Here is a 15,732-nt window from a genome sequence, read left to right on the forward strand (position 1 = left end):
CGAGCGGAAGCCCCTCCGCCTTCGACGTCAGCAGCATGAAGTCCGCCGTGGCGAACGCGGCCCGTGCGCCGGTGTCGTGTCCGCGCAGGATGACGCGCTGTTCCATGCCCAGCGAGCGGATCGTCTTCTCCAGGAGCGGGCGGCGCTCCCCCTCACCGAAGACGTCCAGGGTCACGTCCTCCGTCTGACAGGCGCGCGCCACGGCCTTCGCCGCGTGCGAGACCCGCTTGCGCGCGATCAGGGATGCCAGCATGATCCCGCTCCCCCGCACGTGGCCGCCATCGGCATCCTGCGGCACTGGCACCTGGTTGAAGCCATTCGGGATCACGGCGAGGTTGTGCTGCGGCCCGAGATCGTGCACCAGGTCGTCGCGCTGCGCCTCGGTCAGCAGCACCACAGAGTCGAAATCGCCGAGATTGTCCAGCACGCTGCGGCGCGACGAGCTGAGCGCTGACCCGTCCGCCGACCGGTGCGAACCGTGCAGCACGTGCATCGTGACCACGTTCCGCCGGCGATACGTCCGGGCGAATCGCGCCGCCGTCTTCGAATCGACGATCAGGAAACTCTCCCTGCCGCCGATCATCGCATCGAGCCAGTGCCGGTAGATGCCCCACACGCTCCCCCAGCTGCGCACGGGGGTACCGCTCCGGTCGTACAGGACCACGCTGCGCTCCCCGGTGTCGGGGGCGCGGCGATCGGTCACGACGAGACTGCCATCGACGCGATGGCGATCAACCGCCACCACCTCGTGCCCGTCGTCCGCCCGCTGCTCGCGAAGGAGCACCACGCCGTCGCGACTGTGCTCGCGGACATCCGGGCCCGGCGCGATCGGCGTGTGCGCATGAGTCGGCCGCACATCAGCCGGCGCTTCGTGGTCGTGCGCCCGCAGCCAGTCCCAGATGTTCACGATCCGGATGCCGTCGATGATCTCCCCGGCGGCGCGCAGCCTCTCCTCGAGCTCCTCGCCGTCGAGTCGATCGTCGAGGGTGAGAACGTCGACCGGGCGCCCAGCCATCCGGACGAACGCTCTCGAGCGATGCAGAAGCGCACCGGTCATGCCTCCGAAGGAATCCGGGATACCCCAGCTCAGCGCGTACTGCGCTCCGGGGCGGAAGCGGGGAGAGAGAATAGATGACCGCATGGAGCATGACGGTAACAACATCTGCTGTGAGCGGGCTCGGCGCAACGAAATGCAGTCAGACAAGCCTTTTTAGCGTTTACTCAGCAAAACACTGAATCGCTGCCACGTTTTGCTTGTCGCTCTGCTTTCGAGTTTCACGCCCACCTCGGTTTGAGAGCAGAATATGGGCGTGACGACTGAAACCGGCGAGTTCAGCTACCTTCCCCACCAGGCCGAGACGCTCGGCGTGCCAGCGCCCTCCGTGAAGCGGCTGACCCTGACACTGCCCGATGGGCGCGAACTCAGTGCACTCCGATACGGCGACGGCGACCCGGCGGTCACGCTGCTGCACGGTGCCGGGCTGAACGCGCACACCTGGGACACGACGGTCCTGCTGCTGCAGCAGCCGGCGCTCGCGATCGACCTGGCCGGGCACGGAGATTCCAGCTGGCGGACGGATGCCGATTACTCCGGCCGCACGCTCGCACCAGATGTCGCCCTTGCGCTCCAGGAGTGGACGAACAGTCCCCAGATCCTCGTCGGGCAGTCGCTGGGAGGCCTGACGGCAGCAGCCCTGGCATCCACCCATCCCGACCTCGTCCGCGACGTCGTCGTGGTCGACATCACTCCGGGCATCGACGCCTCCGGCGGCCCCGCTGCGCTGCGCGCGTTCTACGAGGGCCCCACCGATTTCGCCACCCGAGACGAACTCGTCGACCGGGCGATGTCGCTGGGCTTCGGCGGCACCCGGCCGGAGACCGAGCGCGGCGTCTTCCTCAACACGCGCGTCCGCGCGGACGGACGCATCGAGTGGAAGCACCACTTCGCCCACCTCGCCGCAGCGGCCCTCGCGCAGCCCGCTCCGGACGCTGCCACGGATGCCGCAGCACCCGAGGCCTCAGCGAATCGCGCGATTCTCAGCGCGAGCGGCTGGGAGGACCTCACCGCCGCCTCGGTCCCAATAACGCTCGTCCGTGCAACGCGCGGCTTCGTCAGCGCGGCGGACGCGGACCAGTGGCAGCAGCACCTCCCCACCGGTCGCGTCGTCGCCCTCGACGCCACGCACAACGTGCAGGAGACTGCCCCGGGCGAACTCGCCCGGCTCGTGCGCGACGCACTCGACTCCCCCGCCTGACTCCCCATTGATTCTGACGCCCCGTCCCCAGACTGCGCACCGAACCACACCGCACCGACCGGCACACAGCACCTGCCGCCCGAGAGGATCCAGCACCGACATGTCCCGCATCAGACGCCTCGCCGTCATCTCCGCGCTCGCTGTGACCGCCGTCATCCTGAGTGCCTGCACCAGCTCAGCCCCTGGCCCGGCAGAGACCTCCAACGGTGAGCCCGACCCCGACGCCACGCTCACCGTCGGGCTCGTGCTCGAGCCGACGAACCTCGACATCCGCCGCACCAGCGGTGCTGCGCTCGAGCAGATCCTCGTCGACAACATCTACGAGGGCCTCGTCAGCCGCGCCCAGGACAATACGATCGAGCCGCGGCTGGCCTCGGAGTTCGAGATGTCCGATGACGGCCTCACGTACACGTTCGCCCTGAATGAGGGCGTCACGTTCCACGACGGCACGGAGATGACCTCCGCCGACGTGGTGGCGTCCTATGAGGCGGTGCGGACCGACGAGGCGCTGCAGGGCCACGCCTCCTTCGCCGGCGTCGAATCGATCACCGCCCCCGATGCCTCCTCGGTCGTCATCACGCTGACCGAACCGGATCAGAACTTCCTGTTCGCGCTCACCGGCCCCGCCGGCCTCGTCTTCCAGAGCGAGGATGACACGGACCTGCAGACGGCCGAGAACGGCACCGGACCCTTCGTGCTGCAGAACTGGAGCAAGGGCAGCACGATCACCTTCGATCGCTACGACGAGTACTGGGGCGACCCCGCCGGCGTCGCCGAAGTCGTCTTCGAGTACATCCCCGACTTCACCGCCGGAGTCAACGCGGCACTCGACGGCAGCCTCGACGTGCTCACCGCTGTCGATCCGAACCTCGCTCCTCAGCTCGAGGAATCCGGTGACTTCGTCCTGACGGAGGGGCGCACCACCGACAAGGCCACCCTCGCATTCAACAATGCCAAGGCTCCGCTCGATGACCCGCGTGTCCGCGAGGCGCTGCGCCTCGGCATCGACCACGAGGGCCTGATCGAAGCGGTCGGCGCCGGTGAACCGCTCTACGGCCCCATCCCGGAGCTCGACCCCGGCTACGAGGATCTCTCCGATGTCGCCCCCTACGACCCCGAGCGCGCCAAGGAGCTGCTCGCTGAGGCGGGCGAGGAGAACCTGGAGTTGACTCTCACGATCCCGGCGTTCTACGGAACCACCGTGCCGCAGGTGCTGGTGTCGGACTTCTCGAAGATCGGCGTCACCCTCTCGGTCGACGCCGTCGAATTCCCGACCTGGCTCGAAGACGCCTACACCAACAAGGACTACGAACTCAGCTACGTGCTGCACGTCGAGCCCCGCGACTTCGGGAACTTCGCAGACCCGGACTACTACTTCGGCTACGACAACCCCGACGTGCAGCGCCTGTACTCCGAGGCGCTGACCGAGATCGACCCCGACGCCTCTGCCGAGCTGCTCGCCGAAGCCGCACGGATCGTGTCAGAGGACCACGCCGCCGACTGGCTCTACACGGGACAGACGATCACCGCGGTCCGCCCGATCGTCTCCGGCTTCCCGCAGGACTCGATCAACTCGCGCATCGACCTCGCTGGCGTCACCGTCGCCGCCGACTGATCACCGGTGATCCGCTACACGCTCACACGAGGAGTCCTGCTGATCGCAGGGCTCCTCGTGTCGAGCGTGCTGATCTTCCTGACCCTGCGCGTCTTCCCCGGCGACGTCGCACAGCTCATCGCCGGCACTCAAGCCTCGCCCGCGACCGTCGCGGCGCTGCGTGAGGCGCTCGGCCTCGATCGCCCCCTGTACGTGCAGTACGGCGACTGGATCGGCGGGGTGCTCACCGGCGATCTGGGCACCTCGCAGCTCAGTGGGGCGTCGGTCGGCGCCGAGATCGCTGAGAAAGCCCAGGTCACGGTGCCGCTGGGCATCATGTCGCTGGTCATCGCACTCCTGATCGCGGTGCCCTTCGGCATCCTCTCCGCCCTGCTGCGCGGTCGCGCTGGCGGTACGGCGCTGAGCGTGACCGCGCAGGCGCTGGCCGCCGTACCGGTGATCTGGGCCGGCATGATGCTGATCGTGGTCTTCGCCGTATGGCTCGGGTGGCTCCCCGCCCAGGGCTTCCCCCGCGGCGGCTGGGATCAGCCGTGGCAGGCCTTCCGCGCCCTGCTGCTGCCAGCGCTGACCATCGGGGTCGTCGAGGGTGCCATGCTGCTGCGCTTCGTGCGCAGCGCCACGCTGCAGGCTCGCGGGCAGGACTTCGTCCGCACCGCCGCGGCGAAGGGGCTCACCCGCAACCGGGCGCTGATCCAGCACGGCATCCCGGCCGTGGGCCTCTCGATCGTCACCGTGCTGGGCCTGCAGGTCGCGGGCATCGTCGTCGGCGCCGTGATCATCGAGCAGCTGTTCACCCTGCCGGGGATCGGACGGATGCTGGTCGCCGATGTCGGCACGCGTGATCTGGTCAAGGTGCAGAGCGAACTGCTCGTCCTCACCGGTCTGGTGCTCGTGATCGGCTTCATCGTCGATCTCGTGCACCATTTCGTCGACCCCCGGCAGCGGGAGGCCTGATGCCTCGTTGGCTGCGCCGCCTCTGGGCGAGCTCCACCGGACGCTTCGGACTCATCGCCGTCGCCGTGATCGCCGCCGTCGCGCTCGTCGCCCTGTTCTGGACGCCGTTCAACCCCCTCGACGCCGACGTGCGCAATCGTTGGGCGCCCCCCAGTTGGCCGCATCTGCTGGGCACCGACGGCACCGGACGCGACATCCTCAGCCTCATCATGGCGGGCGCCCGCACCACGGTCTTCGTCAGCGTCGGCGCCGGCGTCGTCGCCACGATCGTCGGCATCGCACTCGCGGCACTCGGCGCGCTCACGTTCCGCTGGATGCGTGAGGTCGTGGCCGTGCTCGTCGACATCTTCATCGCGTTCCCGGTGCTCATCATCGCCATGATGATCTCCTCCGTCTGGGGCGGGTCGCTGTGGGTGGTCATCTGGGCGGTCGGCATCGGGTTCGGCGTGAACATCGCCCGCGTCACCCGACCGGAGCTGCGCCGCGTGCAGCAGAGCGATTTCGTGCTGGCCGGTCGCGCCGCCGGCCTCACCCCCGCGCAGAACCTGGTGCGCCATCTGCTCCCGAACGTGGCACCGGTGTTCATCGTGCAGCTGTCGTGGTCGATGGCCGTGGCCGTGCTCTCCGAGGCCGGCCTGTCGTACCTGGGCTTCGGCGCCTCGGTCACGGAGCCGTCCTGGGGCATCCTGCTCGCCGACCTGCAGCGCTACATCGGCATCCACCCGCTCTCGGTCATCTGGCCAGGGCTGGCGATCACCATCACCGTCCTGTCGCTAAACCTGCTCGGCGACGCACTGCGTGAGGCGACCGATCCGACGCTGCAGCACCGGTCGGCCGAGATGCCCACCCCGGCGGTGGTCGCATGAGTCTCATCGTGAACGACCTCGTCGTCGAGATCGACGGGCGCCGCGTCGTCGACGGCATCTCGTTCGAGGTGCCCGACGGCGCGCGGCTGGGCCTCATCGGCGAATCGGGTTCGGGCAAATCAATCACCGCGCTCGCGCTGCTCGGGCTCCTCCCCGACGGCGCGACGGCGCACGGCAGCATCCGCTGGAACGGCACCGAACTGATCGGAATGCCGGATCGCGAGCTCGCGCGGTTCCGCGGCGATGACATCGGCATCGTGTTCCAGGAGCCGCGCACCGCACTCAACCCCATCCGCACGGTCGGACGGCAGATCGCGGAGTCCGTGCGGATCCACACGGGTGTGAGCAGACGCGAGGCACGGGTTCGTGCGATCGAAGAGGCGGCGCAGGTGCACCTGCCCGACCCTGAGACGATCGTGGACAAGTACCCGCACCAGCTCTCCGGCGGGCAGCGTCAGCGCGTCGCGATCGCGATGGCACTCGCCTGCCGGCCGCAGCTGCTGATCGCCGACGAGCCGACAACCGCGCTCGACGTCACGATCCAGGCCGAGATTCTGAAGCTGCTGCTCTCGCTGACCTCGGAGCACGGCATGTCGCTGATGTTCATCACGCACGACCTCGCCGTGCTCGCGCAGGTCGCCACCCACGGCGTCGTACTCGAGGAGGGCAGGGTCGTGGAGGCAGCGCCCGTGCCGACGCTGCTCAGCGCGCCGGCCTCGCCGATCACCCAGGGCCTGCTGCGCGACGCCACCGCGACGCTGTGGCGGCCGGACGGGGGCGAGGAATGAGTCTCATCGAGGCACGAGGGCTGAGCCGCGAGTTCCCGCTCCCGAAGGGGACCATGTTCGAGCGCGCCCGTACGCATACCGCGCTGGCACCGATCGACATCGACATCGAGGCCGGCGAATCGATCGGCATCATCGGCGAGTCGGGCTCGGGCAAGTCAACACTCGTGCGCCTTCTGCTGGGTCTCGACCGTCCGACCTCGGGCACCGTGCGCATCGACGGGCAGAACGTGGATGCGGCGGCTTCGGCCCGTTCACTGCACTGGCTGCGGCGTACCACCGGGCTCGTATTCCAGGATCCGTATGCGTCGCTCGACCCCCGAATGAGCGCCGGGCAGATCATCGCCGAACCGCTGCGGGCGCTCGGAATCGCCGGCGACCGTCGCGCGCGCGTTCAGGAGGTGCTCGAGCAGGTCGGGCTCGATCCTGCGATGGCGGAGCGCTACCCCCACGAGTTCTCGGGAGGGCAGCGTCAGCGCGTCGCGATCGCGCGGGCGATCGTGCACCGCCCGCGCATCCTCGTCGGCGACGAGCCGCTGTCGGCCCTCGACGTGACCGTCCGCGCGCAGATCCTCGAGGTTCTCCAACAGCTGCTGGAGACCGAGGACCTCACCCTCCTGCTCGTCTCGCACGACATCGGCGTCGTGCAGAACCTGTGCGACACAGTCGCGGTCATGAAGGACGGGGCGATCGTCGAGCGGGGTACGACCCGCGACGTCCTGCTGCACCCGCAGCAGGACTACACCCGGCGACTGCTCGCGGCGATCCCCGTCATCCCCGACGGCGGCGCGGCTTCGGCTTGAGCGATCGCTGCAGATAGATCGTGCCGAGCGACCGGCCGAATTTGAAGCCGACGCGGCCCATCCGTCCGACCTCGACGAATCCATACCGCTGATGGAGCCGGATCGACGCTTCAGCGCCGCTGTCGCTGATCACCGCCACGATCTCGCGCAGGCCGATCTGTTCGCACGCCGCGATCAGCGTCTGCAGCAAGGTCGTGCCGAGTCCCTTGCCGCCGGCCCCGGGGCCGAGATAGATCGAGCTCTCGACCGTGTAGCGGAATGCCGACTTGCTCGCCCACGGCTGCACCAGCGCGTACCCGATCACCTGATTCGCGGGCGTCACCGCGACGAGGAACGGCAGTTTCAGCTTCGTGAGCATCGCGAACTTCTCACGCCAGTAGCGGTGCGTCGACGGCTTCTCGTCGAACGTCACGACGGAGTTGGCGACGTAGTGGTTGTAGATGCCGCGGACATCGGGCAGATCCCCGGGCCGAGCCGGTCGGATGTCGAACGAGAAGGTATCCGGCTCCGCAGCCGGGGCCTGCAGGTGGCGCGGCAACCGACGACGCTGGTCGCCGGGTTCGAACTGCACGGTCTCATCTTAACGACACGGTGTCAGCTTGACGGCACGGCACCAACCTAGAGTTCGCCGGGCACGCGCCAATCGACGGGAGCGGAGCCCTGCTGCTCGAGCAGCGCGTTCGCGCGGGAGAACGGGCGCGAGCCGAAGAAGCCGCGGTGCGCCGACAGGGGTGACGGGTGCGGCGAGGTGATCACCGGCGTATCGCCGAGGAGCGGCTGCAGGTTCGCGGCATCCCGCCCCCAGAGGATCGCGACGAGCGGTTGGCCCCGTGCGACGAGCGTGCGGATGGCGAGCTCGGTCACCTGCTCCCACCCCCACCCGCGGTGTGAGGCCGGGACACCGGGCCGCACGGTGAGGACGCGGTTCAGCAGCAGCACGCCCTGGTCGCTCCATGCCGTCAGGTCGCCGTGCGGTGCTGGTGGGATGCCGAGATCGTTCTGCAGTTCGGCATAGATGTTGTTCAGGCTCCGCGGCAACGGGCGCACCTGACGCTCGACCGCGAACGACAGTCCGATCGGATGCCCCGGGGTCGGATACGGGTCCTGACCGGTGATGAGCACCCGCACCTCGTCGAGCGGACGCTGGAAAGCCCGCAGCACATGTGCGCCGTCCGGCAGGTATCCCACGCCCTGCGCCTGTTCGGCGCGCAGACGATCGCCGAGTCCGCTGATGACGTCGGCGACGGGGGCGAGCGCATCCGCCCAGCCGCGGTCCATCAGCCCGTCATCGACCAACTGGGCGAGGGAGCGACCTGGCACCGAGTTCAGCCCTCGCGCTCGGGACGGACGCGCAGCCGCCCCCGGGCGAGAATGTGCTGCGCGGCCTGTGCGACCGGGCGCATCGTGATGAGGTCGAGGTTGACGTGCCCCGGCGCGCTCAGCGCATAGCCGATCACATCGGCGACGTCATGCGCGGTGAGCGGGTCGTCGACGCCCGCGTAGACAGCTTCGGCGGCCACCCGGTCGCCGCCGAGGCGGTTGAGAGTGAACTCCTCGGTGTGGACGAGGCCAGGAGCGACCTCCACGACCCGGATCGGCTCGCCGCTCAGCTCCTGCCGCAGCGCGCGCACCAGCATCGACTCGGCGGCCTTGGCGGCGTTGTACCCGCCGCCGCCCGCGTACGCCGTCTGCGCGGCGGTCGACGTCACGAAGACGAGGTCGGCATGCCCATCGGATGCTGCGGCGCGGCGCAGCAGCGGCAGGATGCCGGCGACGAGGCGCTGGGTGGCCAGCACGTTCACGTCGTACATCCACTGCCAGTCCGCCGTGCTGCCATCCTCGATCCGGTCGGTGCCGCGGGCACCGCCAGCGACCTGCACCAGCGCGTGCACGGGGCCTGCGGCGTCGATCTCCGTGAGGAGAGCGTCGACGGCATCCGGATCGGTGAGATCGCACGCGATCGCCGAGGCGCCGGTCTCCTCGGCGAGCTTCTGCAGACGCTCCGCGCGTCTGGCGACGCCGACGACCTCCCAGCCGCGGGCGCGCAGGTCGCGCACCGCCGCCTCGCCGATCCCGGAACTCGCACCTGTAACCACTGCACGACGTGTCATGCCTCCACCGTACGACGTTTCCGCGCGATATCCGCGCGCGCCATTGTTACGTCACATTTCCCGCGCGTTGTTGACAAGATGGGGATTCCGTAGTGTCGCAACGACGGCATTCGTCCCACGTTTTCGACCCGCCCGAGGAGGCACACATGTCCGCACCCGAGACCTGGCGTTTCGAGACCAAGCAGATCCACTCCGGCGCAGCCCCTGACCCGACGACCAAGTCGCGCGCCACGCCGATTTACCAGACCACGTCGTACGTGTTCGACAACGCGGACCACGCCGCGAGCCTGTTCGCGCTCGCCGAGTTCGGCAACATCTACACCCGCATCCAGAACCCCACGCAGGACGTGCTCGAGCAGCGGCTCGCCGCTCTCGAAGGCGGCACCGGTGCACTCGTTCTCGCCAGCGGCCAGGCCGCATCGACCTTCGCGGTACTGAACATCGCGCAGGCCGGCGACCACTTCGTCTCGTCGAGCTCGATCTACGGCGGCACCTACAACCTCTTCAAGTACACCCTCGCCAAGCTCGGCATCGAGGTCACGTTCATCGAGAACCAGGACGACATCGAGGAGTGGCGCGCCGCCGTCCGCCCGAACACGAAGCTGTTCTTCGCCGAGACCATCGGCAACCCGAAGATCAACGTGCTCGACATCCGCGGCATCGCCGACGCCGCGCACGAGAACGGCATCCCGCTGATCGTCGACAACACGATCGCCACCCCGTACCTGATCCGCCCGTTCGAGCACGGTGCCGACGTCGTCGTGCACTCGGTGACCAAGTTCCTCGGCGGCCACGGCACCACCATCGGCGGCGCGATCATCGACGGCGGCACGTTCGCGTGGTCCCAGAACGTCGAGAAGTTCCCGAGCCTCACCGAGCCCGACCCGTCCTATCACGGTGCGAGCTACACGACCGCGGTCGGAGACCCGCTCGCCTACATCATCAAGGCACGCGTGCAGCTGCTGCGCGACCTCGGCTCGTCCATCGCCCCGCAGAGCGCGTGGAACCTCATCCAGGGCATCGAGACGCTGTCGCTGCGCATCGAGCGCCACGTGCAGAACGCGCAGGAGATCGCGGAGTGGCTCGACGGTCACGCCGATGTGGCGTCCGTGAACTACTCGGGACTGCCGTCATCGCCCTGGTACGCCAAGGCGAACGAGTACGCACCCAAGGGCGTCGGCGCCGTGCTGTCGTTCGAGCTGAAGGGCGGCGTCGAGGCCGGCCGCGAGTTCGTGAACAGCCTGTCGCTGTTCAGCCACCTCGCCAACATCGGTGATGTGCGCTCACTGGTCATCCACCCGGCATCCACGACGCACTCGCAGCTGTCGCCCGAGGCGCAGCTCACCGCCGGCGTCACGCCGGGTCTGGTGCGTCTGTCGGTGGGCCTGGAGAACGTCGACGACCTCAAGGCCGACCTCGAGGGTGCCCTCGCCGCCGCGCGCCGCGTCTCCGAGGCCGCCCGCGCCTGATCGCGCACGCCGAGCGCCTATAGGCCGGCTTGCGAGCCGGTGAAAGGAGGAAAGTGCCGGTCCCGCATCGGGATCACCAGCACTTTCCTCCTTTCATGCATCCGTAGGGGCTCCCGTGCGGGCTGCGACCGCGCGACGGAGGTGTTTGAGGAGCGACGAACCGGCATCCTTGAGGTCCTTTTCGGTGAGGCGGATCACGATCCAGCCGACGCCCTCCAGTTCCCGCTGACGCTGGATGTCGTGGCGCCATTGCGCTTTGTCCGTGCGATGGCCGTCCCCCTCGTATTCGATGGCGATCCGCAGCTCGGGGTACGCGAGATCGACGCGGGCGATGAAGCGTCCGCCGTCCCGCACCTCGAATTGCACGATGGGCTCCGGGAGCCCGGCCGTCACGATCAGAAGCCTCGTCTGCGTCTCCTTCGGTGACTCCACCCGATCTCGCGCGAGGTGCAGCGCTTCGCGGACAGTCGCACAACCGGGAAACCGTGCCCACTGCGCCAGCCGATCGCCGATCTGCTCCCGTGTGCTCAACGGACGGCCGGGCCCCAGATCCGGGTAATCGAATGCCGTCGTGACAAGGGCATCGATCACTGCGACCGCCTGCGCGATTGTGAGCTCGGCCGCACAGGTGAAGAAAGCGCCGACCGGGTCGAGCACCGGAACGCCCCTCAGCGTCCGGGTCTCAGCGCGATCGTCGGCGAGGCGGCGTCCCTTCACGCCGGGTGTCGTGGGCGGGGCCGTGTCCGGCGGAACCATCACCTCCAGTGGTTCATTCGGCTTCCACCGGTTCGGATGCGGAAGCCCCCACAACCGCATTCCTGTCCGCCCGCCATAGCGGTGCCCGGGTTTCATCCGCGGACGATAGCAGGCGACGAAATCCGCGAACGTTCTCGGGCGATCCTTCGCGCGTACCCCGTGGAAAGGACGAGCGAGATCAGGAGCGTTTCGCCGGGAACGCCCTACTCCGGCAGTTTCGGCGTCACCGACAGTGAAGCGCTCACCCAGCCGTCGCGGCAGTCGAGTTCGTGGTCTCATCCGCACATCCTCCAGCGCGCCGCAGATCCCAGCACCACGCGAATCCACGATCGGTGGACAACTCGTGCCGACGATCTGCTTGTGGACGGCGCCCGCTCCGCGCCGGCGTTGCGCTCGATGCATAGTCAAAGGAGGAAAGTGACGATCATCCGCCGGAATCACCGGCACTTTCCTCCTTTCATCCCCGGGGACGGGACGGGGACGGGCGAGGCGGGGCGGGACGGGGGCGGGGACAGGGCGGCACCGCGCCGCGGGGACGTAACGTGGGCCGCGGAGCGCGCCGGGCAGGCGAGAATGGATGCATGGACTGGCAGAGCACCTCGGAGGACACCGTGCCCTCGGCACGCGTGACCGAGGACGACGCTCGCCTGCTGCGTGCCCGACCACCCGTCACGGGCGCCTGGCGCGACGGCGACCCAGCGGGTGACCGCCGCTTCGCGTCGTTCGGTGCCTTCCGCACCGAGAACGGACAGGAGCTGCCGGGCATCCGCATCGCGTACGAGTCGTGGGGCGAGCTCAACGCCGCCCGCGACAATGCGATCCTCGTGCTGCACGCGCTCACGGGCGACAGTCACGTGCGCGGCGACGCGGCCCCGGGGCACCCGACCGCCGGCTGGTGGAACGACGTCGTCGGCCCCGGCGCGGCGCTGGACACCGATCGCTGGTTCGTGATCGCCCCGAATATGCTCGGCGGATGCCAGGGCACCACCGGCCCGGCCAGCATCGCCCCCGACGGCTACGAGTGGTCGGTGCGCTTCCCGTACCTGACGATCCGCGATCAGGTCGCCGCCCAGGTGCGCCTCGCCGACGCACTCGGCATCGACCGCTGGGCGGGAGTCGTGGGCGGTTCCATGGGCGGGATGCACGGCCTGGAGTGGGCGGTGACGCACCCGGAGCGCGTCGAGCGGCTCGCTGTGCTGTCCTCTCCCCCGGTGAACACCGCCGACCAGATCGCCCTGAACTCCGTGCAGCTCGAGGCGATCCGCATCGATCCGCGGTTCCAGGGCGGCGAGTACTACGACCAGAGCGTCGGCGAGGGGCCGCACCGCGGGCTCGCACTGGCTCGGCGCATGGCACTGCTGAACTACCGCAGCCCGATCGAGCTCAACCAGCGCTTCCAGCGCTCCTGGCAGTCAGAGGTCTCCCCCCTCGGCCGCGGGGGACGCTTCGCCGTCGAGTCGTACCTCGACTTCCACGGCAACAAGTTCACCCGCCGTTTCGACGCGAACAGCTATCTCACGCTCGTCGAGGCGATGAACTCGCACGATGTCGGCCGCGGGCGCGGCGGGGTCGAGACGGCGCTGCAGGCGGTCACGGCCAAGACGCTCGTGCTCGGCATCGACACCGACCGGTTGTTCCCCGTCGACGGGCAGCACCGCATCGCGCGCAGCATCCCGGGCACGATCGACGGCAACGAGGCGGTCGTCCTCAACAGCGATTTCGGACACGACGGGTTCCTCATCGAAACGGATGCCGTCGGCATGCACCTGCGGCGGCTCCTCGCGGCTTGAACGCGCTGCCTGAACCGCCGGTTCAGTCGCGCACGTACTCCCAGGGCAGCGTCGACGTGTCGATGCGGTGTCGCCCCATACCGCCCTCCGGGTGCTCGGCATCGCCCTCCCAGGCGAAGATGCCGCCGCCGACCAGATGCGTCGAGAACAGGTCGGGGACGGATGCCGCGGCCACAGCATCCGCGAACGTCTCGTGCTCGGCGAGCGAGCGCAGCGTGACCCAGGTCGGTGGGAACAGCACCATCTCGCCGTCCGCGTGCCGGCGCAGCACGTCGGCCGGTGACATCCAGACGGCGTCGACGACCTCGTCCGGCGCCGCCCGCACCTCGCCCTCCGGCGCCTGCGCGAGGAAGAACCAGGTGCGCACGCGTTTGGGTGCCTCGATCGGTGGAACCCAGCACGACAGCGCGTGCAGATCGGTCGGCCGCAGGCCCACCTCCTCGTCGCACTCGCGGGCGGCGGCCCGGGCCGCGGTCTCATGTTCTGGCGCTCCGGCCACGGCATCCCCATCCTCGACGACCCCACCCGGAAAGACCCAGGCTCCGGCGAACGAACCGCGGTCGGGGCGGCGGATCAGCAGCGTCTCGAGACACGCAGACCCCGCGCGCAGCAGCACGGTGGTGCCGCCGACGAGGAGGGGCTGGTTCATCCGGTCAGCCTACGCGGGTGCGGCGACGCGCTCCGTCCGGAACGCGACCAGGGTGATGGCGAGTCCGATCACCGCGAGCACGGCGCCGGCCCACGCCGGTGCCGTGAACCCCCAGCCCAGCGAGATCACGATGCCGCCCAGGAAGGCCCCGAGGCTGTTGCCGATGTTGAGCGCCGAGTGATTCATGGCTGCGGCGATCGACTGATTGTCGCCGGCGACGTCCATCAGACGAGTTTGGATCGCCGGGCTCAGCACCGACGAGAGCAGCCCCACGCCGAACGCGAGCACCGCGAGCAGGATGATCTGGAACGACAGCAGCGCCAGCAGCACGAGCACGACGGCCAGGCCTGCCATGCCCGCCCACAGCGTGCGGCGCAGGTCGCGGTCTGCGAAGTGTCCGCCGAGCAGATTGCCGATCGTCATTCCGAGCCCGACGATGATGAGCACGATCGGCACCGCCCAGGCCGGGGAGCCGGCGACATCAGTCACCAGAGGAGCGACGTAGCTGTAGACGGCGAAGAACCCGCCGAACCCGATCGCGCCGATGCCGAGGGTCAGCCAGACCTGACCGACACGGAACACGCCGAGTTCAGAGCGCAGGGTGCGGCCCGGCTCTCCGGGGTGCTTCGGCACGAAGACCGCGATGCTCACCGCAGCGAGCGCGAACACGAGCGTCACGACGAGGAAGGCCGCTCGCCACCCCCACTGCTGACCGAGGAACGTGCCCAGCGGCACGCCGACGACGTTCGCGATCGTGAGCCCGGTGAGGATGAACGCGACGCCCTGCGCGCGTCTGCCCGGCCCGAGCACATCGGCGGCGACAAGGGCGCCGATCCCGAAGTACGCCCCGTGCGGCAGCCCCGCCAGGAACCGCGAGGCACCGACCAGTTCGAACGTGGGCATCAGCACCGTCAGCGCGTTGAACACGGTGAGGGCGACGGCGAGCCCGAGCATCACGTGATGCCGTGGGAAGCGCGCGACCATCCCGGCGATCGTCGGCGCACCGATGACCACGCCGAGGGCGTACAGCGAGATGAGGATGCCGGTCTGGCCGATCGCATCTTCGGGAGAAGCGGCCCACTGCGACGGCAGCAGGTCTGCCGCGATGTCGGGCAGCAGCCCCATGACGACGAACTCGGTCATGCCGATGCCGAAGGAGCCGATGGCGAGCGAGAGGAGCGCCATCTTCGCCGCACCCCTCGAAGAATTCGAGGAGTGAATCACCCGTCAATGCTAGCGTGAGAGGCTGAGATCGAGATCGTGAGTATGCAGTCAAGAAGCGTTGTGCCGACCGATCGCAAGCGACCCGATGCACTGCTGGTCGCCGCCACTGTTCTGCTGATCACCCTCACCCTCAGGACCCCCACCGCCGCCGTGGGCCCCGTCGTGCCGCTGATCGGCGAAGACACCGGGTTCGCACCGCCGGTCCTGGCTCTGCTGACCTCCGTGCCGCTGTTGTGCTTCCTCGTGACCGCACCGCTCGTCCCCGCCCTGCAGGCACGACTCGGCCTGCGATCCCTCGTCCTGTGGTCGCTGATCATCGCGTCCGTAGGAACTCTGATCCGCTCCCTTCCCGGCACCATCCCGCTGGCGGCGGGTACGGTCGTGCTCGGCCTCGCCGTCGCGGTCGCGAGCGTGATCGGTCCGGCCGTGATCAAGGGATTGGGCACCCCGCGGCG

General features: G+C 68.9%; 15 protein-coding genes and 1 pseudogene. 9 read left to right on the forward strand and 7 right to left on the reverse strand.

Annotated features, from left to right (window positions below; genetic code table 11):
- On the reverse strand, positions 1-1,141 hold a 1,141-nt coding region (locus tag ACTICP_RS09520; RefSeq protein WP_441891750.1), incomplete at its 3' end, for a glycosyltransferase.
- A gap of 163 nt (positions 1,142-1,304) precedes the next feature.
- Between ACTICP_RS09520 and ACTICP_RS09525 the strand changes: the two genes are divergently transcribed.
- The 6 genes from ACTICP_RS09525 (at position 1,305) to ACTICP_RS09550 (ending at position 7,278) form a co-directional block, all read left to right on the forward strand.
- A complete protein-coding gene (locus ACTICP_RS09525; protein WP_441891752.1) occupies positions 1,305-2,255 on the forward strand; it encodes an alpha/beta fold hydrolase in 951 nt (316 codons plus the stop codon).
- 100 nt (positions 2,256-2,355) lie between these two features.
- Positions 2,356-3,870, forward strand: a complete 1,515-nt coding sequence (locus tag ACTICP_RS09530; protein WP_441891754.1) for an ABC transporter substrate-binding protein — start codon at positions 2,356-2,358, stop codon at positions 3,868-3,870.
- A gap of 6 nt (positions 3,871-3,876) precedes the next feature.
- The gene (locus ACTICP_RS09535; protein ID WP_441891756.1) at positions 3,877-4,824 is read left to right on the forward strand and encodes an ABC transporter permease; all 948 of its coding nucleotides are present in this window, start codon (positions 3,877-3,879) and stop codon (positions 4,822-4,824) included.
- Positions 4,824-5,690 (forward strand): ABC transporter permease, encoded by an 867-nt coding sequence (locus ACTICP_RS09540; protein ID WP_441891758.1) that lies wholly within the window; start codon positions 4,824-4,826, stop codon positions 5,688-5,690. Before ACTICP_RS09535 ends, ACTICP_RS09540 begins: the two co-directional genes overlap by 1 nt.
- Entirely contained in the window at positions 5,687-6,478 is a 792-nt protein-coding gene (locus ACTICP_RS09545; RefSeq protein ID WP_441891760.1) for an ATP-binding cassette domain-containing protein, read from the forward strand. The genes ACTICP_RS09540 and ACTICP_RS09545 overlap by 4 nt, the downstream gene beginning before the upstream one ends.
- The gene (locus tag ACTICP_RS09550; RefSeq protein ID WP_441891762.1) at positions 6,475-7,278 is read left to right on the forward strand and encodes an ABC transporter ATP-binding protein; all 804 of its coding nucleotides are present in this window, start codon (positions 6,475-6,477) and stop codon (positions 7,276-7,278) included. Before ACTICP_RS09545 ends, ACTICP_RS09550 begins: the two co-directional genes overlap by 4 nt.
- On the opposite strand, the gene ACTICP_RS09555 is transcribed toward ACTICP_RS09550, so the two are convergent.
- The 3 genes from ACTICP_RS09555 to ACTICP_RS09565 are packed head-to-tail and all read right to left on the reverse strand — an operon-like array spanning position 7,247 to position 9,389.
- Entirely contained in the window at positions 7,247-7,849 is a 603-nt protein-coding gene (locus ACTICP_RS09555; protein WP_441891764.1) for a GNAT family N-acetyltransferase, read from the reverse strand. The genes ACTICP_RS09550 and ACTICP_RS09555 overlap by 32 nt on opposite strands.
- A 47-nt stretch (positions 7,850-7,896) precedes the next feature.
- A complete protein-coding gene (locus tag ACTICP_RS09560) occupies positions 7,897-8,556 on the reverse strand; it encodes a uracil-DNA glycosylase (protein WP_441891825.1) in 660 nt (219 codons plus the stop codon).
- 47 nt (positions 8,557-8,603) lie between these two features.
- A complete protein-coding gene (locus ACTICP_RS09565; protein ID WP_441891766.1) occupies positions 8,604-9,389 on the reverse strand; it encodes an SDR family oxidoreductase in 786 nt (261 codons plus the stop codon).
- A 146-nt stretch (positions 9,390-9,535) separates the two neighbouring features.
- On the opposite strand from ACTICP_RS09565, the gene ACTICP_RS09570 reads away from it, so the two are divergent.
- Complete coding sequence (locus tag ACTICP_RS09570) at positions 9,536-10,858, forward strand: bifunctional o-acetylhomoserine/o-acetylserine sulfhydrylase (RefSeq protein ID WP_441891768.1); 1,323 nt, start codon at positions 9,536-9,538, stop codon at positions 10,856-10,858.
- A gap of 93 nt (positions 10,859-10,951) precedes the next feature.
- Here the strand turns inward: ACTICP_RS09570 and ACTICP_RS09575 are convergent, their stop codons facing one another.
- Complete coding sequence (locus ACTICP_RS09575; protein ID WP_441891770.1) at positions 10,952-11,614, reverse strand: endonuclease domain-containing protein; 663 nt, start codon at positions 11,612-11,614, stop codon at positions 10,952-10,954.
- A 581-nt stretch (positions 11,615-12,195) separates the two neighbouring features.
- Here ACTICP_RS09575 and metX point away from each other — a divergent pair.
- On the forward strand, positions 12,196-13,404 hold the full coding sequence (gene metX, locus ACTICP_RS09580) for a homoserine O-acetyltransferase MetX (RefSeq protein WP_441891772.1): 1,209 nt from the start codon (positions 12,196-12,198) through the stop codon (positions 13,402-13,404).
- A gap of 22 nt (positions 13,405-13,426) precedes the next feature.
- On the opposite strand, the gene ACTICP_RS09585 is transcribed toward metX, so the two are convergent.
- Positions 13,427-14,053, reverse strand: coding sequence for an NUDIX hydrolase (locus ACTICP_RS09585; RefSeq protein WP_441891774.1), 627 nt, complete (start codon positions 14,051-14,053; stop codon positions 13,427-13,429).
- A 9-nt stretch (positions 14,054-14,062) separates the two neighbouring features.
- On the reverse strand, positions 14,063-15,238 hold the full coding sequence (locus ACTICP_RS09590) for an MFS transporter (protein ID WP_441891827.1): 1,176 nt from the start codon (positions 15,236-15,238) through the stop codon (positions 14,063-14,065).
- An 81-nt stretch (positions 15,239-15,319) separates the two neighbouring features.
- Between ACTICP_RS09590 and ACTICP_RS09595 the strand changes: the two are divergent.
- A pseudogene (locus ACTICP_RS09595) lies at positions 15,320-15,712 on the forward strand (MFS transporter); the annotation flags it as partial.
- Positions 15,713-15,732 lie beyond the last annotated feature (20 nt).

It is taken from the genome of Microbacterium sp., assembly GCF_052102115.1.
Classification (GTDB): Bacteria; Actinomycetota; Actinomycetes; order Actinomycetales; family Microbacteriaceae; genus Microbacterium.

Excerpts from the sequence above, each read along its gene's own strand:
- ACTICP_RS09525 (WP_441891752.1), top strand. The coding sequence starts at position 1,305 with ATGGGCGTGACGACTGAAACCGGCGAGTTCAGCTACCTTCCCCACCAG.
- ACTICP_RS09530 (WP_441891754.1), top strand. The coding sequence starts at position 2,356 with ATGTCCCGCATCAGACGCCTCGCCGTCATCTCCGCGCTCGCTGTGACC.
- ACTICP_RS09540 (WP_441891758.1), top strand. The coding sequence starts at position 4,824 with ATGCCTCGTTGGCTGCGCCGCCTCTGGGCGAGCTCCACCGGACGCTTC.
- ACTICP_RS09545 (WP_441891760.1), top strand. The coding sequence starts at position 5,687 with ATGAGTCTCATCGTGAACGACCTCGTCGTCGAGATCGACGGGCGCCGC.
- ACTICP_RS09550 (WP_441891762.1), top strand. The coding sequence starts at position 6,475 with ATGAGTCTCATCGAGGCACGAGGGCTGAGCCGCGAGTTCCCGCTCCCG.
- ACTICP_RS09560 (WP_441891825.1), bottom strand. The coding sequence starts at position 8,556 with ATGGACCGCGGCTGGGCGGATGCGCTCGCCCCCGTCGCCGACGTCATC.
- ACTICP_RS09565 (WP_441891766.1), bottom strand. The coding sequence starts at position 9,389 with ATGACACGTCGTGCAGTGGTTACAGGTGCGAGTTCCGGGATCGGCGAG.
- ACTICP_RS09570 (WP_441891768.1), top strand. The coding sequence starts at position 9,536 with ATGTCCGCACCCGAGACCTGGCGTTTCGAGACCAAGCAGATCCACTCC.
- ACTICP_RS09575 (WP_441891770.1), bottom strand. The coding sequence starts at position 11,614 with ATGGTTCCGCCGGACACGGCCCCGCCCACGACACCCGGCGTGAAGGGA.
- metX (WP_441891772.1), top strand. The coding sequence starts at position 12,196 with ATGGACTGGCAGAGCACCTCGGAGGACACCGTGCCCTCGGCACGCGTG.
- ACTICP_RS09585 (WP_441891774.1), bottom strand. The coding sequence starts at position 14,053 with ATGAACCAGCCCCTCCTCGTCGGCGGCACCACCGTGCTGCTGCGCGCG.
- ACTICP_RS09590 (WP_441891827.1), bottom strand. The coding sequence starts at position 15,238 with ATGGCGCTCCTCTCGCTCGCCATCGGCTCCTTCGGCATCGGCATGACC.